The sequence below is a fragment of the Kribbella sp. NBC_00662 genome (genome assembly GCF_041430295.1).
In the GTDB taxonomy this organism is placed as follows: domain Bacteria; phylum Actinomycetota; class Actinomycetes; order Propionibacteriales; family Kribbellaceae; genus Kribbella.
The window spans coordinates 5,913,576-5,938,714 of record NZ_CP109029.1; the positions used below are offsets into that span (position 1 = coordinate 5,913,576).

At 68.6% G+C, this 25,139-nt stretch carries 19 protein-coding genes and 1 riboswitch; of the genes, 11 read left to right on the plus strand and 8 right to left on the minus strand.

Going from position 1 to position 25,139, the window contains the following annotated elements; genetic code table 11:
- Nucleotides 1-14 precede the first annotated feature (14 nt).
- Genes OHA10_RS29350 through solA form a run of 3 tightly spaced genes read left to right on the plus strand, consistent with a single transcriptional unit; the run spans nucleotide 15 to nucleotide 5,101 of the window.
- Nucleotides 15-3,500, plus strand: a complete 3,486-nt coding sequence (locus tag OHA10_RS29350) for a CHAT domain-containing protein (RefSeq protein WP_371401987.1) — start codon at nucleotides 15-17, stop codon at nucleotides 3,498-3,500.
- Nucleotides 3,497-3,958 (plus strand): hypothetical protein, encoded by a 462-nt coding sequence (locus tag OHA10_RS29355; RefSeq protein WP_371401988.1) that lies wholly within the window; start codon nucleotides 3,497-3,499, stop codon nucleotides 3,956-3,958. Before OHA10_RS29350 ends, OHA10_RS29355 begins: the two co-directional genes overlap by 4 nt.
- 18 nt (nucleotides 3,959-3,976) lie before the next feature.
- A complete protein-coding gene (gene solA / locus OHA10_RS29360; protein ID WP_371401989.1) occupies nucleotides 3,977-5,101 on the plus strand; it encodes an N-methyl-L-tryptophan oxidase in 1,125 nt (374 codons plus the stop codon).
- On the opposite strand, the gene OHA10_RS29365 is transcribed toward solA, so the two are convergent.
- From OHA10_RS29365 to OHA10_RS29385, 5 genes are all read right to left on the minus strand, one after another.
- Complete coding sequence (locus tag OHA10_RS29365; protein ID WP_371401990.1) at nucleotides 5,098-5,892, minus strand: sirohydrochlorin chelatase; 795 nt, start codon at nucleotides 5,890-5,892, stop codon at nucleotides 5,098-5,100. The two genes, solA and OHA10_RS29365, sit on opposite strands and share 4 nt — an antisense overlap.
- Nucleotides 5,889-7,175 carry a sulfate adenylyltransferase subunit 1 gene (locus tag OHA10_RS29370; RefSeq protein WP_371401991.1) on the minus strand — a complete coding sequence of 429 codons (1,287 nt, stop codon included), beginning with the start codon at nucleotides 7,173-7,175 and terminating at the stop codon, nucleotides 5,889-5,891. The genes OHA10_RS29365 and OHA10_RS29370 overlap by 4 nt, the downstream gene beginning before the upstream one ends.
- A complete protein-coding gene (gene cysD / locus OHA10_RS29375; RefSeq protein WP_371401992.1) occupies nucleotides 7,175-8,074 on the minus strand; it encodes a sulfate adenylyltransferase subunit CysD in 900 nt (299 codons plus the stop codon). The genes OHA10_RS29370 and cysD overlap by 1 nt, the downstream gene beginning before the upstream one ends.
- On the minus strand, nucleotides 8,071-8,754 hold the full coding sequence (locus OHA10_RS29380) for a phosphoadenylyl-sulfate reductase (protein WP_371401993.1): 684 nt from the start codon (nucleotides 8,752-8,754) through the stop codon (nucleotides 8,071-8,073). Before OHA10_RS29380 ends, cysD begins: the two co-directional genes overlap by 4 nt.
- A 219-nt stretch (nucleotides 8,755-8,973) precedes the next feature.
- Entirely contained in the window at nucleotides 8,974-10,665 is a 1,692-nt protein-coding gene (locus OHA10_RS29385; protein ID WP_371401994.1) for a nitrite/sulfite reductase, read from the minus strand.
- 412 nt (nucleotides 10,666-11,077) lie between these two features.
- Between OHA10_RS29385 and OHA10_RS29390 the strand changes: the two genes are divergently transcribed.
- The 5 genes from OHA10_RS29390 to OHA10_RS29410 all read left to right on the plus strand — a co-directional run bounded on the left by OHA10_RS29390 (nucleotide 11,078) and on the right by OHA10_RS29410 (nucleotide 16,496).
- Nucleotides 11,078-11,644, plus strand: coding sequence for an ArsR/SmtB family transcription factor (locus tag OHA10_RS29390; protein WP_371401995.1), 567 nt, complete (start codon nucleotides 11,078-11,080; stop codon nucleotides 11,642-11,644).
- The gene (locus OHA10_RS29395) at nucleotides 11,641-12,840 is read left to right on the plus strand and encodes an MFS transporter (RefSeq protein ID WP_371401996.1); all 1,200 of its coding nucleotides are present in this window, start codon (nucleotides 11,641-11,643) and stop codon (nucleotides 12,838-12,840) included. The genes OHA10_RS29390 and OHA10_RS29395 overlap by 4 nt, the downstream gene beginning before the upstream one ends.
- 83 nt (nucleotides 12,841-12,923) lie before the next feature.
- A complete protein-coding gene (locus OHA10_RS29400) occupies nucleotides 12,924-14,720 on the plus strand; it encodes a glycoside hydrolase family 9 protein (protein WP_371401997.1) in 1,797 nt (598 codons plus the stop codon).
- A gap of 10 nt (nucleotides 14,721-14,730) precedes the next feature.
- Nucleotides 14,731-15,315, plus strand: coding sequence for a hypothetical protein (locus OHA10_RS29405; protein WP_371401998.1), 585 nt, complete (start codon nucleotides 14,731-14,733; stop codon nucleotides 15,313-15,315).
- Nucleotides 15,312-16,496: an amidase gene (locus tag OHA10_RS29410; protein WP_371401999.1), complete on the plus strand. Its 1,185-nt coding sequence runs from the start codon at nucleotides 15,312-15,314 to the stop codon at nucleotides 16,494-16,496. The genes OHA10_RS29405 and OHA10_RS29410 overlap by 4 nt, the downstream gene beginning before the upstream one ends.
- A gap of 909 nt (nucleotides 16,497-17,405) precedes the next feature.
- On the opposite strand, the gene OHA10_RS29415 is transcribed toward OHA10_RS29410, so the two are convergent.
- Nucleotides 17,406-17,876, minus strand: coding sequence for a GbsR/MarR family transcriptional regulator (locus OHA10_RS29415; protein ID WP_371402000.1), 471 nt, complete (start codon nucleotides 17,874-17,876; stop codon nucleotides 17,406-17,408).
- Nucleotides 17,877-17,938: 62 nt separating this feature from the next.
- Here OHA10_RS29415 and OHA10_RS29420 point away from each other — a divergent pair, with 62 nt between their 5' ends.
- Nucleotides 17,939-19,489: a DHA2 family efflux MFS transporter permease subunit gene (locus OHA10_RS29420; RefSeq protein ID WP_371402001.1), complete on the plus strand. Its 1,551-nt coding sequence runs from the start codon at nucleotides 17,939-17,941 to the stop codon at nucleotides 19,487-19,489.
- 3 nt (nucleotides 19,490-19,492) lie between these two features.
- Here OHA10_RS29420 and OHA10_RS29425 read toward each other — a convergent pair whose 3' ends face one another.
- Entirely contained in the window at nucleotides 19,493-20,941 is a 1,449-nt protein-coding gene (locus OHA10_RS29425) for a glycine hydroxymethyltransferase (protein ID WP_371402002.1), read from the minus strand.
- 28 nt (nucleotides 20,942-20,969) lie between these two features.
- Nucleotides 20,970-21,051: riboswitch (ZMP/ZTP riboswitch) on the minus strand.
- The gene (locus OHA10_RS29430) at nucleotides 21,049-22,668 is read right to left on the minus strand and encodes an acyl-CoA dehydrogenase family protein (protein WP_371402003.1); all 1,620 of its coding nucleotides are present in this window, start codon (nucleotides 22,666-22,668) and stop codon (nucleotides 21,049-21,051) included. It overlaps the preceding riboswitch by 3 nt.
- Before the next feature lie 18 nt (nucleotides 22,669-22,686).
- Between OHA10_RS29430 and OHA10_RS29435 the strand changes: the two genes are divergently transcribed.
- Together OHA10_RS29435 and rsgA are read left to right on the plus strand one after the other, a co-directional pair.
- A complete protein-coding gene (locus tag OHA10_RS29435) occupies nucleotides 22,687-23,907 on the plus strand; it encodes a YihY/virulence factor BrkB family protein (protein WP_371402004.1) in 1,221 nt (406 codons plus the stop codon).
- 148 nt (nucleotides 23,908-24,055) lie between these two features.
- Complete coding sequence (rsgA, locus tag OHA10_RS29440; protein WP_371402005.1) at nucleotides 24,056-25,123, plus strand: ribosome small subunit-dependent GTPase A; 1,068 nt, start codon at nucleotides 24,056-24,058, stop codon at nucleotides 25,121-25,123.
- Nucleotides 25,124-25,139 lie beyond the last annotated feature (16 nt).

Sequence of the window (25,139 nt, forward strand, 5' to 3'; positions counted from 1 at the left end):
GGTCTGTTCTGGGGGTGGGGGAGTTGTTGCCTGGGGAGGCGCCGGACCGGTCCGAGCAGGTCGTCGACTGCTCGAACTGCGGCCTGCCGATGCTGCTGCCGCAGCTGGTCACCGCTGTCCGTTTCCCGGAGGACATCGACCTCCTGGCGGCGATCTGCCACGAGAAGCTGAACGTCGTCGACCACTTCTGCGGCGCGCAGCTCTCGATCACGGTGCCAGTTGTGGTCGCGAACCCGAAAGCGCGGCTGGTCGTCGTCGCCAACCTGCCCGATGACGAACCGCTCGCACCGCCGACGAACGGCAGCACAGTACGGCGGGTTGCCGGCTACGCCGAACTGGCCGAGGTACTCATGGGCTGGTTGCGGGACGCGGGCGAAGAGCTGTTCGACGGATTCCGGACCGGGGCGCTCGGTGGGCTGGAATCGTCCGAATTGGCCCTGGAGATCACACCGATCCGGCTGCTGGCGATGGACGTCGAGCTGGCGTACCGGCGTACGGCCGACGAGATCCCTGCCGCAGAGGTCGAGCGCTTCGTCGATCTGCGCAAGCTCCTGATCGGGCTTCGCGTCGGCGAGCTGGTCATGCAGGCAGCCCGCGAGTCGGCGCTGTCCGAGGTCGCGACCAGACTGGCGGCAGCGGTCCCGGTCAGCTCGCTGGACGACGACGCCATCGCCGCACTCGTGGAGCGTTGTGTGGACGATCTGTACGACGTACCGGGCGCTGACGAGGATCGAATGCAGTGGCTGAAGGACTTCGGCGGCCGAGCCGCCCGGGCGTTCCGTGCCGAGCTGGCGCTGGCCGCTGCCTGCCGGCTGGCGGACCGACAAAATCCTCGGGAGAAGCACTTCGCCCAGCTGATCGTGGTGCTCTGGCGACTCAGCCGGGGAGACAAGGTGTACGTCGACGACCGCGCCTTCCTCGTCGAGGGACAGCTAGGTGACTATCTGGCGCCCAAGCTGCTCTGGAATGCCGCGGCTGCCGACTTCTTTCCGGACGGCAAGATGAAGTACCAGGCGGTCCTGGACTTCCAGCGCGAGTTCGCACCGCTGATGAACCGGGTCGGCTTCGGGGACTTCTTCGCTGAGTCCATCGTGATGAACCAGGCGATGACCCTCCAGAACGCGGAGTTCGCGGCCGGCGCCGACCTCGTGGCACACACCGCCTCGGACCCCGAGGTGACCGACCTCGGCCTGGTCGTCGCGCTCGTCGCGCAACGGATCGCGACGGCACAACCGGCGGCCGCCGAGACCCTCGTGCAAGAAATCTGGACCGCGCTGCTCGAGCGCGGCGTACCGTCCGAGCTGCTGAACTTCGTCCGCAGGGCGTCGATGTGGCTGAACCACCTCGGGCACTACGACCTCGTCCGGACACTGTTCGGCGATCTGCTCGACGTCGCACCCGACGCGGTCGACGACGCCCCGCAGGAGGATCAGGTCGACTTCTGGAACGAGGCCGGGAACACCTTGCGGTACCTCGGCCATGCCGAGGACTCGATCGCGATGTACGAGCGAGCGAGGCTCGCGTCCGCCGGTCTGCCGGACGAGGAGCGGCGGTACACGATCCTGAACCGCAACATCGCGATCGTGCTGCGGGACAGCGGCGAGTACAAGCGTGCCTACGAGATGATGACCGCGGTCGTCGAGGCGAACCCGGAGGATCACGCGACGATGCACAGCCTCGCCGTGCTGTGCCGGGCGGTCGGCCACGAGCAAGAAGCCGTTCGCTGGCTGGAGCGGGCGCTCGCGGTGCGCGGCCTTCCGGTGAGCTCGGAGAGCGAGTACCTGATCGCGCTGGCCGAGCACATGATTGCCGCAGGGCACGACGACGAAGCGGTCGCGATGCTTCACTACGCCTGGAACAGCCTCCCGGGCGCACTGTCTCCGAACAATCGGGTCGCGGTCGCGGCGCTCGCGATCCGGGCTCATCCGACGGACGCGGAGTGCGCCGCGTTCCGCTCCGACATGCGCGACCTGGTGATTGCCGATGAGCTCCCGGCGACGCCTGGTTCGACGGCTCTGGTGGGTGCGCGCCTGGAGATGGCACTGGACGCCCTTGAGTCGGGGGAGACCGCGGACGCCCGGCGCAGCCTGGAGCTGCTGGTCCCCGATCCTGGTGACCCCTTGTCGGTGAGGATTACGCCCGTCGCGGTTGCTTGGGGCTGGCTCCGGTTGCTCGAGCGAGGTACCGACGTGATGGACTGGTTCCGTTGGTCGATCCGGCAGATCGACTCCATGGTTCCCGTCGTCGAGGAGGCGTCGTACGCGCGAACCTGGATGCGCCGGGTAGCTGACCTCATCGAAAGCCTGCTACGGCTTGTACCGCAAGCGAACCCTGAGCCGAACGACTTGTTGGCACTGTACGAGTTGGCCAATGGGCGTGAGTTGAGTTCGCAGGCACCAGGGGAGGAGTTGCCGGACTGGGTTGCGGCGATTCGGGCGCATCAGCCTGCTCGTCCGACCTGTGTGATTGCGTTGCTGGATGGACTGGAGGAGGTGACTGCGGTTGTCGTCTCGAGCGACGTTCGGCGGGAGCCGGCCATTGTGCGGGTTGCGTTGTCGGCGCAGGAGCTGGCCGCGGCAGTGCAGGAGTTGGCGCACTTCGACGATGCCAACCCGGTGGCGCCGTTCCGGATCGATCCTCTCGTGCAGGCCTGGTGGCGGACCGCCGCTGTGCTCGCCGGCGCGATCGAGCCGCACCTGGAGCCCAAGGCCGATCTGGTGATCCTGCCCGGTAGGGCGTTGGCGGCGGCGCCGCTGCACGCTGCCGGGTGGCCGGAAGAGCCGTGGATCGCCAAGCGGTCGGTGAGCACTTGTCCCAACCTGCGCGTACTGCTGTCACCCGAGGACTCGCCGCCGGAACCGGCGCTTGGCGTGGTGTCGGTGCCCAAGTCGGCCGATGCCCCGTCGTTCGTTCAGGAGCTGAGCCGTACGGCGATCAGCCTCAGCCCCACGGCACGCGTCCTGGAGGGGCTGCAGGCAACGGTCGACTCGGTGGTCGATCTCGCCCAGGATGTCGACGAGCTCGTTTTCCTGTGTCACGGGATCAGCGCGACCGGAAAGGGCGAGGGGCCGGGCATCTGTCTGTCGGCGTACGGGCGACTGCCGCCGAGCCTGCTCCCGGTCGAGGCTGATCCGTCATTGGGCATCTTTGCGCTGAGCTGGACGGATCTGGTCGAGCTGGAGCGGTCGCCTCAGGTCGTGGTGTCGATCGCATGCGCCACCGGCCGAACCGTCATCGGTGAAGGCGGGACCCGGCTCGGCCTGGAGCAGGGCTTTACCAGCAGGGGTGGCGGCGCGCTCGTCAGTCCGCTCTGGAACGTCGGCCAGGAAGGCTCGCTGCAGTGGCTGCGCAGCTTCTACGATCGTCACCGTCCTGGCGACCTCGAGGACATCGGCTCGGCTCACCGAGCCGCCTGCCTCGCCACCATGAAGGATCATCCCCATCCGTTCGCATGGGCGCCGTTCGTGCTCAGCCGCCGTCTCCCAAGGAGCTCCCGATGACCGATCTCGTCCAGCGCATCCAGACCGTCGACGAAACGACCGCGATCGAGGCCGCGCAGTTGCTGGCCTCCGCCCTGGGCGTGTCCCGGGACGCGGAGACCCAGGTCGAGCTCGACAACCGAACCGACGTCGCCGATCTGGGCCGGATCCTGCTTGCCGTCGCCGCCAACGACCCGGAGACCGTCCCGCTGGTCGAGGAGGCTCTGGCGGGCGCCGGCCACAAGCAACTCGTCCTCGGCGGTGCCGAACTGGTCATCCTGGCCGGCCTCGCGGTCAGCGCCCTGCACATGTGCATCACGAAGGGCAAGACGAAGGAGGTCGAGACGCTCACCATCGAGAAGAACCCGGACGGCACCGACAAGATGACGGTCCACAAAGAGACGACGTTCGGCGTCTCGGCCCGCCTGGGCAATCTGATCAAGACGATCCTGGAGTCGGCCACCGGCCCCCATCAGTAACCCTGGATACTTGTCCGCATGCGTGCAGACGTCGTGGTGGTGGGGCTGGGTGCGTTCGGTTCGGCAGCGCTGTGGCGGCTTGCCGCGCGTGGGGTCGACGTCGTCGGGATCGAGCGGCAGGGGATCGGGCATCCGTTCGGGTCGTCGCACGGGGCGACGCGGTTGTTTCGGGTGGCGTGTATGGAGCATCCGGGGCTGACCGAGATCGCGCGGAAGTCGCTGGCGTTGTGGACCGAGCTGGGGGAAGGGACCGGCGAGACGTACGTCCGCCAGACCGGCTCGTTGAACGTCGGCGGGCCGGGGAGCCGGCCGGTGAAGGGTGCGCGGCAGGCCGCGGCGGATGCGGGTGCGCCGACCACGGATCTCACCCACGACGAGCTGGCCAAGCGGTTCCCGCAGTACGCGCTGGCGCCTGACGATGTCGCGGTCTGGGATCTGGGCGCGGGCATCTGCTACGCCGAGCCGACCGTGCGGGCACACGTCGCCGAGGCGCAGCGGTTGGGCGCGACGGTGTATCCGCACACGATGGTGACGGCCGTCGAGGTCGGTCGCGACGAGGTGACGGTCCGGACGCCGACGACGACCATCACCGCGGACCAGGTCGTCATCAGCACCGGCGCGTGGTTGAGCAAACTCGTGCCGAGGGTCAGCCTGTCACCCCGGCGTACGCCGTTGTTCTGGTTCCAGCCGAAGGACCCGGCGTCGGACGCGTTCCAGCTGCGGAACTTCCCGTCGTTCATCTGGGAGTTTGCCGACGGCAAGGGACTGTGGGGGCATGGCTCCGACGAGGACTTCCTGGTCAAGGTCGGCCTCGACGGCGCCGAACGCGACCAGGACGTCGACCCGGACGAACTCGACCGCTACATCCACCCGCGCAAGGACATCGCCGAACTGTCCGCGGCGATCGCGGATCACTTCCCGGAGCTCGACCCGGAGCCGGTCAAGCTGATGCCGTGCATGGTGACGGACTCGCTCGACGGGCAGTTCCTCGCCGGGCGGTACGACGAGCGCGTCCTGATCGCCGGCGGTGACAGCGGCCACGGCTTCAAGCACTGCGCCGGGGTCGGCGAGCTGCTGGCCCAGCTCACGACGAAGGAGACGCCGTACACCGACGTCTCCTTCATCGATCCGCTCAGGTTCTAGGCGGTACGGACGAGCTCCGGGCGAGCGATGACCGGACGCGGAGCGGGCTCCAGCGTGAGCAGGTCGAGGCCGGCCACGCCGTAGCGCAGCAGGACCAGGCGTGCGACCTCGGCGCTGACGCCCAGCGGTGCCGAGACCGCGACGGCGCCCGCGCGGCGGGAGGTCGACTCGGCACGGTCCGGGAGTACGCCGGGAGCTAGGAACAGCGAGCCGACGGCCACGTGCCGGCGGCCCTCGAGGCGCCACTTCAGGACGGCCTCGGCCGGCGACGGCGACGCGGCGCAGACGAACGCGGCCGTGACCGGGAGCTTGTGCCGCTGACCCCACAGCCGCGCGAGGCGGGTGACGCTCGCGTTCGCGTGCGAGTCGCTCGACCCGGCGCAGGCCAGCACCAGCGCGTCCAGCTCGCGGACCCGGCCGTCCTTGAGCTCGGCCCGCATCCGGCGGTCCAGGACGTCGAGCAGCGTGTCGTCGTACCCGAGGACGTCGGAGGCGATGATCCGCAGGTTCGGGAACCGCGAACGCGCCTCGTCGACGACGGCCGGTACGTCGATCTTCGCGTGGTACGCCGCGGACAGCAGCAACGGGAGGACGACGACCTCCTCCACACCCTCGGCGGCGAGCTTGCCGATCACCTGGTACGGCGTGGGCGGGCAGTGGTCGAGGAAGGAGGCTTCGATCCGCAGGTCGGCACGCATCTCACGCAGGCACTTGATCAGGGCGTGGACGGTGGCGGCCGAACGCGGATCGCGGCTGCCGTGGGCGAGGACTACGAGAGCTGGCGCAGTCATAGCAGTTCCCCTTCTTCGTCGTCGATCATGCCGGCTGCCAGCGTCCACCCGTCGTGGGCGTCGATCAGCAGGAACGATCCGGTGATGGTGTTGCTGGAGTACGGGTCGGCGGCCAGCGGTGCGGCGATCTTCAGTTGCACCTTGCCGATGTCGTTCAGTCCCAGCTCGGTGGCGTCGATGACTCCGAGCGTGTCGAGGTCCAGCGCGCCGGTGATCTTGGTGACGATCGCCTGCGCGGTGGTCGTGGTGTGCTTGATCAGCACCCGCGCCCCGACGGTCAGCGGCCGGTCGGACAACCAGCTCACGGTGGCGGCCAGCTCCCGGCGGGTGCCGGGGGAGGCCTCGGCCGCGACGATGACCGAGCCGCGGGCCACGTCGAGGTCGTCGGCGAGCCGGACCGTGACCGCCTCGCCGGCGACCGCGGACGGCCGCTCGACGACGGCGGTCGACGTGGCGGTGACGACGCCCCGGTCGATGCCGGCGACCGACGTACGCCGGCCGGCCGGCAGCACGATCACCGGGTCGCCGACCGAAACGGTGCCGGAGGCAACGGTTCCGGTGTAACCGCGGTAGTCGCGGTACTCGTCGTCGGTCTGCGGCCGGATCACGTACTGCACCGGGAACCGCAGCGGCTGCTGGGAGTTGTCGATCCGCCCGCTGGCGTTCTCCAGGTACTCGAGCAGCGTCGGGCCGTCGTACCAGCCGGTCTCACCGGACTTGCCGACCACGTTGTCACCGACGAGAGCGGAGACCGGGATGGCCTGGATGTCGGCGATACCGAGCTGGTCGGCGACCTCGTTGACGTCCTTGGCGATCTTGGTGAACACGGCCTCGTCGTAGCCGACCAGGTCGATCTTGTTCACCGCGAGGACGACGTGCGGCACCCGGAGCAGACCCGCCACGGCCAGATGCCGCCGGGTCTGCTCGAGTACGCCGTGCCGCGCGTCGACCAGGATGATCACCACGTCCGCGGTCGAAGCCCCGGTCACGGTGTTGCGGGTGTACTGCACGTGCCCGGGGCAGTCGGCCAGGATGAACGAGCGCTTGTCGGTGGCGAAGTACCGGTAGGCGACGTCGATCGTGATGCCCTGCTCGCGCTCGGCCCGCAGGCCGTCGGTGAGCAGCGCGAAGTCGAAGTCGCCCCCGCGGGCTTCGGAGACCGTCTTCACGTGCGCGATCTGGTCGGCGAGGATCGCCTTGCAGTCGTGCAGCAGCCGGCCGACCAGCGTGGACTTGCCGTCGTCGACCGAGCCTGCCGTTGCCAGACGCAACAGGGTGCTCATCAGAAGTACCCCTCTCGCTTGCGGTCTTCCATCGCGGCCTCGCTGGCGCGGTCGTCGGCGCGGGTCGCCCCGCGCTCGGTGATCTCGCTGGCCGCGACCTCGACGACCACCTCGGCGGCGGTCCGGGCCTCGGAGGCCACGGCGCCGGTGCAGGACATGTCGCCGACGGTGCGGTACCGAACCGTGCGCTTGGCAACGGACTCACCGTCGCGCGGCTGCGAGTACGGGCCGACGGCAAGCAACATGCCGTCACGCTCGAACACGTCCCGCTCGTGGGCGTAGTAGATCGAAGGTAGCGGGATCTGCTCGCGCTCGATGTAGTTCCAGATGTCGAGCTCGGTCCAGTTGGACAGCGGGAACACCCGCACGTGCTCACCGGGCCGGTGCTTGCCGTTGTACAGCGACCACAGCTCCGGCCGCTGGTTCCGCGGGTCCCACTGCCCGAACTCGTCGCGCAGGCTGAAGATCCGCTCCTTCGCCCGGGCCCGCTCCTCGTCCCGCCGGCCGCCGCCGAACACGGCGTCGAACCGGTGCCCGTTGATTGCGTCGAGCAACGGAATCGTCTGGAGCTGGTTCCGGGTGCCGTCGGTGCGCTCGCGCAGCCGGCCGTCGGCGATGTATTCCTCGACCAGCGCGACCTCGAGCCGCAGTCCGAGCTGCTCGACGACCGCGTCGCGGTACGCCAGTACCTCGGGGAAGTTGTGCCCGGTGTCGACGTGCAGCAACGTGAACGGCACCCCGGCCGGCGAGAACGCCTTCCGGGCCAGGTGCAGCATCACGATCGAGTCCTTGCCGCCGGAGAACAGGATCACCGGCCGCTCGAACTCCGCCGCCACCTCGCGGAACACGAAGATCGATTCGCTCTCGAGAGCGTCGAGCTCTGTGACGGTCGCGGTCATGTGTGCAGCCCGCATTCGACCTTGCCGGTGCCGGCCCAGCGGCCGCTGCGCGGGTCCTCGCCGGGCGCGACGCGTTGCGTGCACGGCTCGCAGCCGATCGACGGGTAGCCGTCGTACTGCAGCAGATTCACGAGTACGCCGTTGTCCTGGATGTACGCATCCAGGTCTTCCTGCGTCCACGGTGCGATCGGGTTCAGCTTGACCATGTCGCGCTTGGCGTCGTACTCGACGACCGGGGTGTTGGCGCGGGTCGGCGCCTCCTCGCGGCGGATGCCGGTGACCCAGGCCTTGTAGCCGGCCAGGTACCGGTTCAGCGGCTCGACCTTGCGCAGCGCGCAGCACTTGTTCGGGTCGCGGTCGTGCAGCTTCTCGCCGTACTCCGCGTCCTGCTCCGCCACCGTCTGCTTCGGGGTGGCGTTGATCAGGTGGATCGGCAGAGTCGCGGCGACCGCGTCCCGGGTCCCGATCGTCTCGGCGAAGTGGTAGCCGGTGTCGATGAACAGTACGTCGACCCCGGGCGCCGCCTCGGCGGCGAGATGGGGGAGTGCGCCGTCGGCCATCGAGGCGGTCACGACCAGCTCGTCACCGAAGGTCTCCCGCGCCCAGGCGAGTACCTCGACCGCCGACGCGTCGGCGAGCCGCTCGTTCGCCTCCTCGGCGATCGTCTTCAAGTCACTCATTCCACCGTCACCCGCAACCCGATCATCTTGAGCTGGAACACCCGTGCACAGGGCCGGCACTCCCACGCGCCATGGCCTTCTTCGGAGGGCCTGAGGTCCTCGTCTCCGCAGTAAGGGCAGTACAGAGGTGCCGCACGCTCACTCATCGCCGTCCTCGCTTCGCTCGGTCGGCGATGAGCGATGAGCTGCTGTGCTTGTCGGTGAACTCGCTTCGCTCGTTCACGTAAGTGCCTCCTGATCCGCACGGGTGACCCATTGGGCGAAGCGCTCGCCCTCGTTGCGCTCCTTCAGGTAGTTCTGGGTGACGCGCTCGACGTAGTCGGTCAGGTCGTCCGCGGTGACCTTGTGGCCGCGGAGCTTCCGGCCGAAGCCGGCGTCCAGACCCAGCCCGCCGCCGAGGTGTACCTGGTAGCCCGGCACCTGGTTGCCATTGGCATCCATCACCAGCTGGCCCTTGAGGCCGATGTCGGCGACCTGGATCCGGGCGCACGAGTTCGGGCAGCCGTTCACGTTCACGGTGATCGGTACGTCGAGCTCCGGGATCCGCTCCTCGAGCTCGTCGATCAGCTGGGCCGCCTTCGCCTTGGTCTCGACGATCGCGAGCTTGCAGAACTCGATCCCGGTGCAGGCCATCGTGTTCCGACGCCACGCCGACGGCCGCGCCTGGAACCCGAGCGCGGCGAGCTCGGTCACCAGCGACTCGACCTGTGCCTCCTCGACGTCCAGCACGAGCAGCTTCTGCTGCGCGGTGGTCCGGATCCGGTTGGACCCGTGCGCCGCGACCACGTCCGCGACCTGCGCGAGCTTGGCGCCCGACACCCGGCCGACGACCGGCGCGACACCGACGAAGTACTTGCCGTCCTTCTGCTTGTGCACGCCGATGTGATCACCCTGTACGGCGGGGACCTCGGGCGCCGGGCCGTCGATCAGCTTGCGCTTGAGGTACTTGTCCTCGAGCACCTCGCGGAACTTCTCCACCCCCCAGTCCGCGAGCAGGAACTTCAGCCGGGCCCGCGTCCGCAGCCGGCGGTAGCCGTAGTCGCGGAAGATGCTGGTGACGCCCCACCACGCCTCGGCGACCTCGTCCAGCGGGATCCAGGTGCCGAGTCGCTGCGCGAGCATCGGGTTCGTCGACAGGCCGCCGCCGACCCACAGGTCGAAGCCCGGGCCGTGCTCCGGGTGCACGACACCGACGAACGCGATGTCGTTCACCTCTGGGACCACGTCGTGCGACGGGTGACCGGTCAGCGCGGTCTTGAACTTCCGCGGCAGGTTCGAGAACTCGTCGGACCCGATGTACTTCGTGACGATCTCGTCGATGGCCGGTGTCGGGTCGATGATCTCGTCCGCGGCGATCCCGGCCACCGGGCTGGCGATCACCACGCGCGGCACGTCGCCGCAGGCCTCGGTCGTGTACAGCCCGACCGCCTCGAGCTTCTGCCAGATCGCCGGCACGTCCTCGATCCGGATCCAGTGCAGCTGGATGTTCTGCCGGTCGGTGATGTCGGCGGTGTCGCGCGCGTACGTCGTGGAGATCTCGGCGATCACCCGCAGCTGCTCGGCGGTCAGCTGCCCGCCCTCGACCCGGACCCGCATCATGAAGTAGCGGTCGTCCAGCTCCTCGGGCTCCAGCGTCGCGGTCTTGCCGCCGTCGATCCCGGGCTTGCGCTGGGTGTACAACCCCCACCAGCGGAACCGGCCGCGCAGGTCGGCGGGGTCGATCGAGTCGAAGCCGCGGTGCGCGTAGACGTTCTCGATCCGGGCCCGGACGTTCAGGCCGTCGTCGTTCTTCTTGTTCTCCTCGTTCTTGTTCAGCGGCTCGCGGTAGCCGAGCGCCCACTGCCCTTCGCCTTTGCCCTTGCGGGGGCGGGCCGGTTTACGGGCAGCCGGAGAGGTGACGCCAGCAGTCATCGGGGACGTGTCCTTGTCCTAGTGACAGGTGCTCACCGAGGTGCGGCAGGATCGAAGCGTCGTCGGTTCGATGCGTTCCGCGCGGTGCGCACCCAGCGGTGATCGGGAGGGATCAGGGGCCGTCATTGGCCCGGGCATGGGTCGCTGTCAGAACATCGAAGGACAACAGATGGCGCTGCGCATCCGCCCGAGGTCGACATGAATGCGACCTACGAGGTGGGTGGATCGGGCAGCGAGCATGTCCACAAGCGTCAGCGCCAGCGCCCGACTTTGCAACTGTCAATCCTGGATCCTGAGACGCAATCTCACGATATGGCTATGTCCACCAGTCTGATCGAGATTGCTCCCAGCGCGAAACGTGTTCCACAAGAACTCTTGCACAAGAGCTCTTGTGGAAGCTACGGTACGGCGCATGGCACCCGCGAACCGTCGTTCGGCGAGCTCCTCGGTGATCGCCGCCATCCACCATCCGCTGCGCCGGCGGCTGATCGACCTGCTCGGCGTCGAAGGCCCCGCCACCGCCTCGCAACTGGCCGACCGGACCGGCGAACTCGTCGGCAACATCAGCCATCACCTGAAAGTGCTGGCGGCCGCCGAGGTCATCGAGGAGGCGCCGGAGCTGGCGAAGAACCGACGGGAGCGCTGGTGGCGCAGTGCTCACCAGTCGTACAGCTGGTCGGTTGCGGACGCCGAGGGCGAACCCGCGGGTGAGCTGATTGCAACCGTGTCCGAGGAGAGGAACGTCACACACCACACGGACAAGGTCCGCGAGTGGTTCGCCCTGCGCTCGGAGTACGGCGAGGAGTGGTCGCGGGCCGCATTCGCGACCGACAGTTGGCTGCGGCTGACCCCGGAGCGGCTGACCGAGCTCAGCGAGCGCATCGGCGACCTGATCCAGGAGTACTACGAGGACCCGTCGACCGAGCCGTCCGCGACACCGGTCTACGTCTTCGCGCACGGCGTACCGGCCCGGCCGTGAGCGTATCGACCGCGGTCCTGCCTCCGCTGCGCCGGGATCGACGGGTGCAGGCCTGGATCCTGTCCGGCGCTGTGTCCGAAGCGGGAGATGTCGCGTGGTACGTCGGCCTTGCGTGGAGCGCGGCGCAGGTCGCCTCGCCTGCCGGGGCCGGCCTGGTGATGGGGATCGGCGCGCTGCCGCGGGCGCTGTTCCTGCTGTTCGGCGGTGCGCTCGCGGATCGGCTGGACGGCCGTCGCACGATGATCGCCGCGAATCTCGGCCGGATCGTCGTACTGGTCGTCGCGGCGTTGGTCGTGGCGGCCGGGCAGGTGTCGCTCCCGTTGCTGCTGACGATCGCTGTGGTCTTCGGGGCGGTCGACGCGCTCTACAACCCGGCGGCGGGCACGCTGCCGCGTCGCATGGTGCAGTCCGAGGATCTGGTCGCCCTCGCGGCGGGTCGGCAGTTGGCGAACCGGCTCGCCGTGTTCGTCGGCGCGCCGTTGGGTGGTCTGTTGGTCGCGCACGGCGGCCTGCTCACGGTGATGGTCGTGGATGCGGTCTCGTTCGGAGTCATCGCGCTGGTCCTCGGCCTCGTGGTGCGGCCGCGGTTCTCGCAGCCGCCCGCGAGTGGGCACTCGATCCGGAAGGACCTGTCGGCCGGGTTCGGTTATCTCCGCCGGGACGAGGCGGCGCGCACGCTGGTGATCGCGTTCTTCGGGCTCAACCTCTGCGTCGGTCCGGTGCTGTCCGTGGGTCTGGTGCAGCGCGTGCATGTCGACGGCTGGGGTTCGGCGGCGCTCGGCTGGTTCCAGGCGTGCTCGGGCATCTGCGCTGCGGCCGGCGCCGTACTGGCGATGCGCTGGAGGCCGCAGCGGCCGGCCCGGGCCGGGCTGCTTCTGCTCGTCATCCAGGCGGCCGGCTGCGTGATGATCGGCTCGGTTCCGAGGTTGGCGGTGTTCGTCGCGATGGGGATGATCGGCAGTACGGCGGGCCTCGCGTCGGCGCTACTGTCCGGCGCCTTCCAGCAGACCGTCGATCCCGCGTTCCTCGGCCGGACGTCGAGCATCGTCAGCTTGTCCGACGAGGGGTTGATGCCGCTCGCGATGACCGGCTTCGGTGCGCTGATCTCGTTGACCGGCGTGGCGGCGGCGTGCGCACTGCTCGGCGCGACCTTCGCGGCCCTGATGGTCTGGTCGGCGACGCGATTGCGAACCTGAAACCTGTACTCCGGCGTCGGCGTGCGCTACCGTCCCGATCACAATAGGAAACTTTCCTAACGATTGGTCGGAGGGAGACAATCGTGAGCTCCTGGCGTCGGTTCGGAGCCCTGGTGGTGGCAGCGGGTTTGGTGGTGGGACCGGTGACTACGGCTGCGGGTACGGGGCAGGCCGCACCGGGTGGTGCGGTGCGGGTCAACGAGCTCGGGTACGGCGCCTTCGACAGCAAGGCGGCGTACGTGCTGAGTCGTTCGGTGGCGACTCGGTTCTCGGTGGTCGACCGTCACGGACGGCGGGTGCTGAGCGGGGCGGTCGGCAAGGACGTGGGGGAGTGGAACGCGGCGTACCCGCATGTGTATCAGCTGGATCTGTCGGCGCTGAAGGTGCCGGGGTCCTACCGGGTCGAGGTGCCGGGCGTCGCGTCGGCGGCCTTCGAGGTGCGGGCTTCCTCGGACCGATTGCGGACGAGCGCCAAGGACAAGGCCGTCGGCTTCTTCACGGCTCAGCGGGACAACGCTCATCGCAACGACGCGAAGGCACTCGTCTACGAGATCCCCGAGTTCGTCGATCCCGACAGCGACCAGACGGTCGGTGAACTGAAGCGCATCGGCGGACCGGTCGATGTCACCGGCGGTTGGTACGACGCCGGCGACTACCTCAAGTTCACGCATATCGCGGCGTACTCCGAATCGTTGCTGTGGGCATCGGTTCGGGACAGGCCGGACCGCACTGTGCTGGCCGAGGCGCGGCACGGGCTGGACTGGCTGGACAAGATGTGGGACCAGCGGACCCGCACGCTCTACATCCAGGTCGGCGTCGGAGCCGGCAATGACACCGAGACCTACATCGGCGACCACGACATCTGGCGGCTGCCGGGTGTCGACGATCATTTGACCGATCCCTCCGAGCGGTTCCTCCGCAACCGGCCGGTGTTCCGGGCCGCCGCGCCGGGCAAGCCGATCAGCCCGAACCTGGCCGGACGGACGGCGGCGGCGTTCGCGCTGGCTGCACAGGTCGAGCCGAACCGGGCGGACGCGCGCCGGCATCTGGAGACGGCCGCGCAGATCTTCGCCCAGGCCAAGACGACGAACGTGGGCCAGTTGGTGACGTCGTTGCCGTTCGCGTTCTATCCGGAGACGGCATGGCGCGACGACCTCGAGTTGGGTGCGACCGAGCTGGCGCTGGCAGCCAAGCGATTGGGTGACCCGCGGGCCGGCGCCTGGTTGAAGCAGGCCGGGTACTGGGCTTCGCAGTACATCCAGCACGAGGCCGGCGGGGACACGTTGAACCTGTACGACGTGAGCGCGTTGGCGCATGCGGATCTGATCCGCGCGGCACGGTCCGATCGGCCGCTGGTTCGCGAGCTGGCCGGCGATCTGCGGGCGCAGCTGGAGATCGGGGCGTCGCGGTCGGCGGCGGATCCGTTCCGGGCCGGGGCGCAGTACGCCGAGTTCGACGCCGTACCGCACACGTTCGGGCTGGCGACGACTGCTCGCCTGTATGCGCGGGCGACGGGCGACCATCGGTACGACGGCTTCGGTCAGCACCAGCTCGACTGGGCCTTCGGGGCGAATGCCTGGGGTGTCTCGTTCATGATCGGCGTGGGGCCGACGTTCGAGCGCTGCCCGCATCACCAGATCGCGAACATCACCGGACGGCAGTTGACCGGCGCGGTCGTCAACGGGCCGAACTCCGCCGACCTGTTCACCGACGGGCTCGACGACTACCTCGACGGGATGACGCCTTGCCCGGCGGATGCGTCGGACCCGTATGCGCAGTACACCGGGCACGACTCGCGGTACGTGGACGACGTACGGTCCTGGCAGACCGCGGAACCGGCGGACGACTTCGCCGCGATCGCTGTCTATGCGCTGACGTAAACTCACGCGGGTGGCTGGCTGGGAGGACGTCGGGGAATTCACCCTCGGCAACGTGATCCGGCAAGCCACCCGCATCGAGTTCGGCCCGAACGCCATCCGCGCTGTGCAGGGCTCGAACGACGAGCGTGTGCTCGAGCCTTACGCGTACGTCGGCCCGAACCGTTCGCTCTACCTCGACGCCGGCCTGACCCAACTGCTGTGCCGTGTCGTGGCGACGGGCGAGCATTCGTGGTCGGTGCAGGACGCCGACGCTGCCGAAATCGGCACCATCACTCGCCTCCCGCCGGCCCGCCGCTTCCTCCGCCCCAACTGGAAGATCGACCAACCCGGTCACCCGGAGATCCTCGGCCGCACCGAATGGCTGACGGGCAGCCCCGGTCGCTTGGCCGTCAAGGCTGCGTCGCGCCTGATCGTCGGCGTACTGGACGGCCTGACCGGCATCGGCGACGAAGGCGGCGACCAGTCCACCAAATCTCGTACGCTCGAATGGCGCACCGACTCCGAGCTCGTCATGGTCTCTGCCACCTCGATCCGCATCACCGCCGAGTGGCTCGACCGACGCCTCGCGTTCGCCTACAGCCTCCTGGCCACATGACCGGCTTGGGCGCGATCGAGATCGCGCGTGGGGTTCGGTCCGGGGATGTCAGTGCGGTCGACGTGATCGAGGAAGCGATCGCGGCGGCCGAGCGGCTCGATCCGGTGTTGCATTTCTTGGACGAGTTGGACGCTGCGGGTGCTCGTGCGGCGGCTGAGCGGTTGGAGCCGAGCGGGCTGCTGGCCGGAGTGCCGTTCCTGATCAAGTCACGCACGCCACCGGACGCCCCGATCATCGCCCGACTGGTTGGGGCCGGCGCGATCCCGATCGGGTGGTCGACCCGGGCTCGGCCGGGTGCCCGGTCGTTGACCTTCGGCTGGAACGGATCCGATTACACCCGGAATCCGTGGGACCTGTCGCGCTCACCTGGCGGTTCGACCGCGGGCGGGGCGGCGGCGGTCGCGGCCGGCGTTGTACCGCTGGCGACCGGTGGCGACAGCGGTGGTTCGCTCCGCATCCCAGCGTCGTTCTCCGGTGTCGTCGGCTTCAAAGGGACGTACGGACGGGTGCCGCGACCGGGTGGACGTTCGCTCGGCGGGCTGACAACAGCTGGTGTGATCGGCGCTGATCTCGACGACGTCATCCTGGCGACGAGCATCGCCTCCGGCCCTCACCGCCTCGACCCCACCGCCCTCCCACCCTGGCCGGTCCCGGCCCGGTCGATCGGGGGTCGAACTTGGCGGGTTGCTTATCGGTCGACGCTTGGGGCGTTTGCTGCTGACCCGGGCGTAGATCGGGTTGTGCGGGAGCGGGTGGCGACGGCTGGAGTGGAGGTGGTCGACGTACCGCTGGAGCTTCAGCCCACGGAGCAGGCGTGGCAGGTGCTGTCCGACCTGGACAACGGGCGTGGCGTGGAGGAGAGCGCCGCGAGGCGGGCGCGGGAGGTGCGGGACTTGAACAACACGGCGCTCGCCGATCTGTTCGCCGAGGTGGATGTGCTCGTGACGCCGACCACGCTGACTGTTGCCCATGGCTACGATCAGCACGAGGAGACGATCGTGACCGGTGACCCGTGCTGGGTGTTCAACGTGACTGGCCATCCCGCGGTGAGTGTGCCGGCCGGAATGTCGCAGGGACTGCCGGTGGGTGCGCAGGTTGTTGCGCCGCACGGGGCGGACGAGATTGCGCTCGCGGTCGCTCGCCTGCTGCTGGTGGAGCTGCCTCCGCCGCCGGTCCGCTGACTGGGGGTGGGAGGGCCTTTGCCACGGTGTTGGCGAGGTCGACAGCTGAGGCCTGCTTGCGGTCCGGAGTGGTCTCGCCGCGGGCGGTCGGGGAGCGCAGCGGCTCGGGCTTGGTGAAGTCGGAGATCGCGGCGACGACCGGCGGCGTATAGATCTCCTCGCGTACGGCGGTGGTCGGCGCGGCCGGCGGAGCAGGCGGGCGGAGGACTTCCTTCACCTCGATGCGCAAGAACTTGACGAGTTCCTTCGCGCGGAGGACACGGCTACGCCGAAGTACATGAATCTCACCCGCCAGCGACGCCTTCTCCCGCCAGCCGACGTCGAACATGATCCGCCCCAGCCGGAAGCCGGGATTCGTCTCGCCGCCGGGATACCCGCGCGCCCCACCGTCGGTGAAGAACTCGCTGTAGAACGCCCCCTCATCCTCGAACTTCAGCACATTCCACGCGCGGAACGTATCCGTCGGCAGCTCACCCCGCACCCATGCCTCGTCCATCAGCGCGTGCGACTCGGCATTCAACGGGCGATGCCCGACATAGCGGTACTGCGGACGCTCGCCCCGCCGGCGCCGCTCGTACTCGGCGATGATCTGCGGCCACTCGTCCGCCGAGATCGCCCTCGCCAACCGCGACGCGAACGAGGTCCGTGCCCGCAACTCGGCCCGCGAGGTGACCGGATGATCCGTCCGCCCGGTCATCGTCTCGAGCTTGTCCATCACGAACGTCTCGCCGTTCGACCCGACCCGCTCCCACCGGGTGACCTTCAGCGAAGGACCTCCCGTCAGCGCGTTGAGACCACGCAGCGCCGCGATGCCGATCCGGTAGAGCGGGACGCGACGGCGCATGATGCGCGTCTCCCAGCGAATCCGATCGTCGCTGTCCAGCCACGCAGTACCAACGAGGGGCCGGCTCATCCCGGATGGTCCGCGCGCCAGTTCTTGATCATCTGTTCCATGTCGGTGTGGATGAAGGCGAAGAAGTCCGCGGCCTCGGTCAGCCGGCGTGCGACAGGGGAGTCGGCGGCGAAGAGCGCCGCGCCCGAGCGGCTGGTCGACTCCCACTCGCTCAGCGCGAGGTTGCGGCGTTCGAGGATCGCGGCGAAGACGTCCTCGCGGATGCGGTAATGATCCTTGCGTGAACCGGGCAGCCGCTCGCGGGAGATGAACGACACCTGCAGCAACTGCCGTACGGCGCCGGACACCGCGGGCTGACTGATCTTCAGCGCCTCGGCCAGCTCGGCCGCCGTCATCGTGCCGGTCGGGCTGACCAGCATCGCGCCCATCACCCGGGCCGACATCGTCGGTACGCCGCTGTTGGCCAGCACGCCCGCGAACCGTTCGACGAACTGGCTCACGGCCTCCAGACTCGGTTCCTCCGCCATGGTTGAAGCTTACAGTAATTTGATCTATCGCAATTATCACAAACTTCTGATAATTTGAATCCATGACCACGACCACCGACACCGCAGCGCCGACGCTCACCGGCGGCCGCCGCTTCGGCGTACTCATCGCCCTGTGTCTCGCCGTCCTCGTCCTCGGCCTGGACACGACCGTGCTCAACGTCGCGCTGCCGACGCTCGCCAAGGACCTGGACGCGTCGACCAGCCAGCTGCAATGGATGGCGAACAGCTACAACCTCGTCCTCGCGGCGCTGCTGCTGCCCGCCGGTCTGCTCGGCGACCGGTTCGGGCGGCGGAAGATCATCGCGATCGCGCTCACCCTGTTCGGCCTCGCGTCGCTGGCGTGTGCCCTGTCCGACTCGGCCGGCCAGTTGATCGCCGCCCGCGCGTTCCTCGGGATCGGTGCGGCGATGATCGTCCCGGTCGCGCTGTCGCTGATCACCGTGCTGTTCCGCACCGAGGAGGAGCGGAAGAAGGCGATCGGGTTCTTCGTGGTTGCCAACAGCATCGGTATGCCGCTCGGCCCGATCGTCGGCGGCCTGCTGCTCGACCACGCCGGTTGGCAGTGGATCTTCCTGATGAATGTCCCGATCGCGTTCATCGCCGCAGGTGCGGTCTCGTTGCTCGTCCCGGAGACGCGGAGCTCGAACCGGCCGGCGATCGACTGGCTCGGCATCGTGCTGTCGAGTACGGGCCTGGCTGCTCTGGTGTACGGCGTGACCAAGGCCGGCGAGACGTCCTGGACCGACGGTGTGACGATCCTGTTCCTCGGGCTGGCCGTCGTACTGATCGCCGGATTCCTGGTCTGGCAGCGGCGCAACCGGGAGCCGTTGATCGAGCTGCGGCTGTTCAGCGAGCGGGTGTTCACCGGAGGCGCCGTACTGCTGACGGTGTCGGTGTTCGCGATCTTCGGCCTGCTGTTCACGATGCCGCAGTACTTCCAGGGCATCAACGGATCGGACGCGTTGCACACCGGGCTAAAGTTGCTGCCGTTCATCGGCGGGATGACGGTCGGCGCGAAGCTGGCGTCACCGGTCGATTCGAAGGTCGGCACCCGGCTGGTGGTGATGGCCGGGTTCGTGGTGATGGCGGTCGGGTTCGTGCTCGGCGCCTTCACCGATCTCGGGACCGGGTACGGCTACACGGCGATCTGGTTCGTGGTGGTCGGATTCGGGCTCGGCTGTTCGATGCCGCAGGCAATGAACGCGGCGCTCGGCGTACTCGATCCGGAGCGGGCCGGGACCGGATCTGGTCTGCTGCAGGCGTTCCGGCAGGTCGGCGGCACGGTCGGCGTCGCCGTACTCGGGACCGTGCTGAACTCGGTCTACCGCCACAACGTCGACACGACCGGGCTCCCGGCGCAGGTCGCGGACGCGGTCGAGAAGAGCCTCGGCGGCGGACTTGCGGTCGCCGAGAAGGCTGGCTCGCCGCACCTGCTCGCCAACGTCCGCGATGCCTTCATGACCAGTCTGAACACCACGATGTGGGTCTCCGGAGGCATCGCCGTCGCAGGTGCGATCCTCGCGGCGGTGCTGATGCCGAAGAAGAAGACTGCCCGCCCCCAGGACGGGAGCGGGCAGCCAGTGATGAGCTGAGGATCAGTTGAGCACGAGGCCCGGGTACAGCGGGTGCTTGTCGAGGATCTCCGCCGAGGCGGCGCGGGTCTTGTCCGCGACGCCGTCGGCAAGGACGTACTTCGCCTTCGACGGGGCGCCCGCGGACGTGGTCGTCGGGGTGGTCGAGGACAGTACGTCGACGATCAGCTCGGCGACCCGGTCGAACTCGTCGGCGCCGAACCCGCGCGTGGTGAGTGCCGGCGTACCGATCCGGACACCCGAGGTGTACCAGGCGCCGTTCGGGTCGCGCGGCACCGCGTTCCGGTTGGTGACGATGCCCGCGTCGAGCAGCGCCGACTCGGCCTGCCGGCCGGTGATGCCGTACGACGACACGTCGAGCAGGACCAGGTGGTTCTCGGTGCCGTCCGTCACGAGCTTCACGCCGCGCTTCATCAGACCCTCGGCCAGTACGACGGCGTTGTCCGCGACCGCCTGCGCGTACTCACGGAACGACGGCTGCCGCGCCTCGGCCAGCGCGACCGCCTTGGCGGCCATCGTCTGGCTCAGCGGACCGCCCAGCACCATCGGGCAACCGCGGTCGACGGACTCGGCGTACTCCGGCTGGCAGAGGACCATGCCGCCGCGCGGGCCACGCAGCGACTTGTGCGTCGTGGTCGTCGTGACATGCGCGTGCGGGACCGGGTCGAAGTCGCCGGTGAAGACCTTGCCCGCGACCAGGCCGGCGAAGTGCGCCATGTCGACCATCAGCGTCGCGCCGACCTCGTCGGCGATCTCGCGCATCTTGGCGAAGTTCACCTTGCGCGGGTACGCCGAGTAGCCGGCGATGAGGATCAGCGGCTTGAACTCGCGGGCCTTGCGGGCTACCTCGTCGTAGTCGAGCAGCCCGGTCTCCGGGTCGGTGCCGTAGGAGTGCTGGTTGAACATCTTGCCGGAGATGTTCGGCCGGAAGCCGTGCGTCAGGTGACCGCCGGCGTCCAGTGACATGCCGAGCATCTTCTGGTCGCCGAGCGCCTTGCGGAGCTTGGTCCAGTCGTCCTCGGACAGGTCGTTGACGTGCTTGGCGCCGGCCTCGGCCAGCGCCGGGGACTCGATCCGCTGCGCCAGGATCGCCCAGAACGCGACCAGGTTCGCGTCGATGCCGGAGTGCGGCTGGACGTAGGCGTGCGGTGCGTCGAACAGGGCCCGCGCGTGGTCGGCGGCGGCCTGCTCGACGGTGTCGACGTTCTGGCAGCCGGCGTAGAAGCGGTGGCCGATGGTGCCCTCGGCGTACTTGTCCGAGAGCCAGTTGCCCATCGTCAGCAAGGTGGCGGGGGAGGCGTAGTTCTCGCTCGCGATCAGCTTCAGCGAGGAGCGCTGGTCGGCCAGCTCGGCCTTGATCGCGCCGGCGATGGTCGGTTCGACCGCGGCGATCACCTGCAGCGCATTGTTGTACGCGGCCGACGCGGCGGCGGCATCGAAGGGTTGAGTCATCGTTGTCTCTCCTGCGGTTGCAGTCGGTCGAAGGCACCCAGGCGCACGGTGCCGACGGGTTTCGCTCCCCGGTGGTTATCCACCTCAGCGCGCCAGTCGCGACGCGCTCACCCTATCGCGCGCCCGACGATCTGATCGAACGGTGTCGTCCGCGGCAGCGTGCCGAACACACCACCCCAGTCGTTGGCCAACCGCGATGCCACGAACGCGTCCGCGACGACCGGGGTCGAATGCCTGACGAGTAGCGAACCCTGCAGGCACAGGGCCATCTGAGCGGCCAGTCTGCGGGCGCCGGCTTCGGCGTTCTCGATGTCAGCAAGCGCTTGCAGTACGTCGTTCACCGCGGTGTCCAGCCTGGCGTCGGCCCCTTGCACCGCGGCCATTTCACCCAGCCACGCCTCGAGCGACTCGGGCCGGCGGAGCGCCCGCAGTACGTCGAGCGCGTTGACGTTCCCCGACCCTTCCCAGATGGAGTTGAGCGGGGACTCCCGATAGAGCAGCGGGAGGCCCGACTCCTCGACATACCCGTTCCCGCCGAGACACTCCAACGCCTCCGCGACCATGAACGGCGTCCGCTTGCACACCCAGAACTTCGCCAACGGAAGAGCGATCCGGCGGAAGGCTGCTTCCTTCGGGTCCGGTGAGTCAACAGCGGCTGCCAGGCGCATCCCCAGAGCGGTCGCCGCCTCGGACTCGATCGCCAGATCCGCCAGTACGTTCTGCATCGCCGGCTTGTCGGCCAGCAGCCCACCGAAGGCACTCCGGTGCCGCGTGTGCCAGATCGCCTCGATGAGGGCTTTCCTTTGCAGCGCGGCTGAGCCCAGCACACAGTCCAGCCGAGTGGCCGCGACCATCTCGATGATCGTGCGGACCCCGGCACCCTCGTCGCCCAGGCGATATCCGATCGTGCCGTGGAACTCGACCTCCGACGACGCGTTCGAGCGGTTCCCCAGCTTGTCCTTGAGCCGCTGCAGCGCGAACGGGTTCCGGTTGCCATCGGCAAGCACCCGCGGTACGACGAAACAGCTCAGCCCGTCCGGCGCCTGGGCCAGCACCAGGAACACATCCACCTGCGGCGCCGAGCAGAACCACTTGTGCCCGTTCAGCTGGTACTCACCGTCGTCACCGACAGGCGTCGCGGTCGTGAGGTTCGCCCGTACGTCGGACCCGCCCTGCTTCTCGGTCATCCCCATCCCGGCGAGCACACCGTTCTTGGCCGCGACCGGCAACCGCCGTACGTCGTACTCCGTCGACGCCAGTTGCGGGACCCACTCCTTCGCGAGGCGCTCGTCCGCGCGGAGCGCCGGCACCGCGGCGTACGTCATCGAGATCGGGCAGCCGTGGCCGGGCTCGACCTGCGACCACAGATAGAAACCCGCTGCCCGGGCGAGGTGCGGCGACGGGCGATCGCTGGTCCACGGCGCGGCCTGAAGCCCGAAGCCGACGGCCCGCTCCATCAGCCAGTGCCACGAGGGGTGGAACTCGACCTCGTCGATGCGGTTCCCGTACCGGTCGTGGGTGCGCAGTACGGGCGGGTTCTGGTTCGCCGGGAGGGCGTGTGCGCGGGCCTCCTCGGAGCCGGCCAGCTCGCCGATCCGGTGTAGACCGGGGTCGCCGGCCAGGTCGGCGTACGGACGCAGAGCGTCACCGAGAGCCGCGTCCTGGGTGAAGAAGTTCACGCCCCGCAGTGGGGGAGCCTGATTCGTTACCGCGAATGGGTCCGCCATGTCAGTACGGTAAGCGGTATGGCACGCATCGGGGCAGGACCCACTGGTGGGAGCTCCCTCTCATTGGCATGGGTTCGGCGGATCCCCGCGACGACCTGGAGTCTGCTCACCCAGACCGTCGGCGTGTGTCTGCGGTACCGCGTCACCGGGCTCGCGGCCGAGGGGGCGTTCTTCGCGATCCTCTCGCTGCCGCCGCTGATCTTCGGACTCGCCGGATCGCTCGGTTACATCGCGAGCAAATGGTTCGAGGTCGAGACGATCAACGACATCAAGCAGCAGATCGTCGATCTGGCCGCTCGTGCGCTGACCGACGACTCGATCAAGAGCGTGATCTCGCCGACCCTCGACCAAGTGCTGAACGGCGGCCGGCCGGACGTCATCTCGATCGGTTTCGTGCTGTCGCTGTGGTCCGGCAGCCGCGCACTGAACGTGTTCGTCGACACGATCACGATCATGTACGGGATGGGCGGCAAGCGCGGCATCGTCCGGACCCGCGCGCTGTCGTTCAGCCTGTACTGCGCGGCGTTGATCATCGGCGTGATCGTCCTGCCGCTGGTGCTGGCCGGCCCGGACGCGGTCCAGGCGCTGCTGCCGCACCGACTCGACTTCCTGAACCAGCTGTACTGGCCGGTCGTCACGATCCTGTCGGCGGGCTTCTTGAACACCCTGTACCACCTGTCGGTGCCGATCCGGACGCCGTGGGTCTCGGACCTGCCCGGCTCGTTCCTGGCGCTGTCGATCTGGATCCTGGGCAGCTTCGTACTGCGCTGGGTCTTGCAGAGCACCGTCGGCGGTACGTCGATCTACGGTCCGCTGGCCGCGCCTATCGCCGTCCTGATGTGGCTGTACATGACGGCGATCGCAGTACTGATAGGTGCGGCGCTGAATGCCGTGGTGGACCGGCTGTGGCCGCACAAGCAGCATGTCGCCGAGGTGAAGGCTGCCGACGCCGACGAGGAAGAGATCGAGCCGGTGATGAAGGCGGAGCCGGAGCGGCACCACGATCACACGCTGACGCCGGTGGAGTCGGACGAGCGGCCGGAGGCCGAGGTGGCGCGCAAGGTGGAGGAGCTGGCCGAGCGACCGCTGAAGTCTGCGCCTGCGGCAGCAGCTCCTCCGGCTGCTGCAGCTCCCGCCGATCCCGCCGATCCCGCCGGCCCTGAGGACGAGGAGCCTGAGCGGAAGCCTGCGTCGGTCGGAAAATCCGGTGCGCAGAGTGACACCGACGACCTAGTCTGACCACATCAGACGGTCCCTGGCTCGGGACCGACCGGACCGGAGGGAGGCAGCCGCCATGAGCTACTACCAGGCCCAACGGCCTGCTGTCTCCGACACTGTCCGTCCGCTGAGCTGAGCTCGCGGCCGGACCCTCTGAAAGGTTCGCCGCATGTCAGCCACACTCCAGGCCTTGGGACTCGACAGTTCCACGGCCGACTTCTTGCAATCCGTCCCGGAAGAGCTGGTCCCGGGACGCGTCGCCCGGGTCGACAAGGGCCTGGCGACGGTCTTCACCGCGGACGGCCCGGTCCGCGCGAGCTGGTCCGGCGCATTACTCACCGCGATCGCCTCCGACCCGCAGGCCGGCCCGTGTACAGGGGACTGGGTCGTACTGCGGTTCTGGCCGGACGACCGGATCACCGTCGAGTCGGTGCTGCCACGCCGTACCGCGATCGTCCGGGCGGAGGTCGGCGGGTCGTCACGCGGGCAGGTGCTCGCGTCGAACGTCGATGTGATCGCCATCGTGGTCGGACTGGTTCCGGAGCCGAACATCGTGCGTATCGAGCGCTTCATGGCGCTGGCGTGGGAGAGCGGCGCGCGGCCGGTCGTCGTACTGACGAAGTCCGACTTGGTCGGGGACGCCGATTCGGTGGCCGAGGACGTGGCGCTGGCCGCGCCGGGGGCCGACGTACTGGTGTGCAGCGCGACCACTGGCGCGGGGTTGGATGGGGTACGCGCTTTGCTGGACGGGGACGCCACTCTGGCGTTGCTGGGGTCCAGTGGCGCCGGCAAGTCGTCGCTGGTGAACGCACTGGCCGGTGTGGAGTTGCTGGACGTGCAGGACATCCGAGAAGACGGCAAGGGCCGTCATACGTCGGTGCGGCGTGAGCTGATCGTGCTGCCCGGCGGAGGGGTTGTCATCGACACGCCTGGGCTGCGGGGGATCGGTCTGCAGGAGTCAGGGGAGGGGCTGGCGGCGGCGTTCCCGGACATCACGGCGCTGGCGGAGCAGTGCAAGTTCAAGGACTGTTCGCATGTGATGGAGCCCGACTGTGCGGTGCGAGCCGCTCTGGACGACGGCTCGTTGCCGTACCGGCGCTACGAGAGCTGGGTGAAGCTGCAGCGCGAGGCGGCGTACATGGCGCGTCGTGCGGATATCCGGCTGCGCAACGAGATGAAGAAGGAGTGGGTCCGGGCCAGCAAGTCGTACCGCCGCGACCACAAGCCACGACCGTGATGAAAAGATCGGTTGT

Excerpts from the sequence above, each read along its gene's own strand:
- OHA10_RS29380 (WP_371401993.1), bottom strand. The coding sequence starts at position 8,754 with ATGAGTGACTTGAAGACGATCGCCGAGGAGGCGAACGAGCGGCTCGCC.
- solA (WP_371401989.1), top strand. The coding sequence starts at position 3,977 with ATGCGTGCAGACGTCGTGGTGGTGGGGCTGGGTGCGTTCGGTTCGGCA.
- OHA10_RS29430 (WP_371402003.1), bottom strand. The coding sequence starts at position 22,668 with ATGGCGGACCCATTCGCGGTAACGAATCAGGCTCCCCCACTGCGGGGC.
- OHA10_RS29410 (WP_371401999.1), top strand. The coding sequence starts at position 15,312 with ATGACCGGCTTGGGCGCGATCGAGATCGCGCGTGGGGTTCGGTCCGGG.
- rsgA (WP_371402005.1), top strand. The coding sequence starts at position 24,056 with ATGTCAGCCACACTCCAGGCCTTGGGACTCGACAGTTCCACGGCCGAC.
- OHA10_RS29370 (WP_371401991.1), bottom strand. The coding sequence starts at position 7,175 with ATGAGCACCCTGTTGCGTCTGGCAACGGCAGGCTCGGTCGACGACGGC.
- OHA10_RS29425 (WP_371402002.1), bottom strand. The coding sequence starts at position 20,941 with ATGACTCAACCCTTCGATGCCGCCGCCGCGTCGGCCGCGTACAACAAT.
- OHA10_RS29435 (WP_371402004.1), top strand. The coding sequence starts at position 22,687 with ATGGCACGCATCGGGGCAGGACCCACTGGTGGGAGCTCCCTCTCATTG.
- OHA10_RS29385 (WP_371401994.1), bottom strand. The coding sequence starts at position 10,665 with ATGACTGCTGGCGTCACCTCTCCGGCTGCCCGTAAACCGGCCCGCCCC.
- OHA10_RS29365 (WP_371401990.1), bottom strand. The coding sequence starts at position 5,892 with ATGACTGCGCCAGCTCTCGTAGTCCTCGCCCACGGCAGCCGCGATCCG.
- OHA10_RS29420 (WP_371402001.1), top strand. The coding sequence starts at position 17,939 with ATGACCACGACCACCGACACCGCAGCGCCGACGCTCACCGGCGGCCGC.
- OHA10_RS29415 (WP_371402000.1), bottom strand. The coding sequence starts at position 17,876 with ATGGCGGAGGAACCGAGTCTGGAGGCCGTGAGCCAGTTCGTCGAACGG.
- OHA10_RS29390 (WP_371401995.1), top strand. The coding sequence starts at position 11,078 with ATGGCACCCGCGAACCGTCGTTCGGCGAGCTCCTCGGTGATCGCCGCC.
- OHA10_RS29355 (WP_371401988.1), top strand. The coding sequence starts at position 3,497 with ATGACCGATCTCGTCCAGCGCATCCAGACCGTCGACGAAACGACCGCG.
- cysD (WP_371401992.1), bottom strand. The coding sequence starts at position 8,074 with ATGACCGCGACCGTCACAGAGCTCGACGCTCTCGAGAGCGAATCGATC.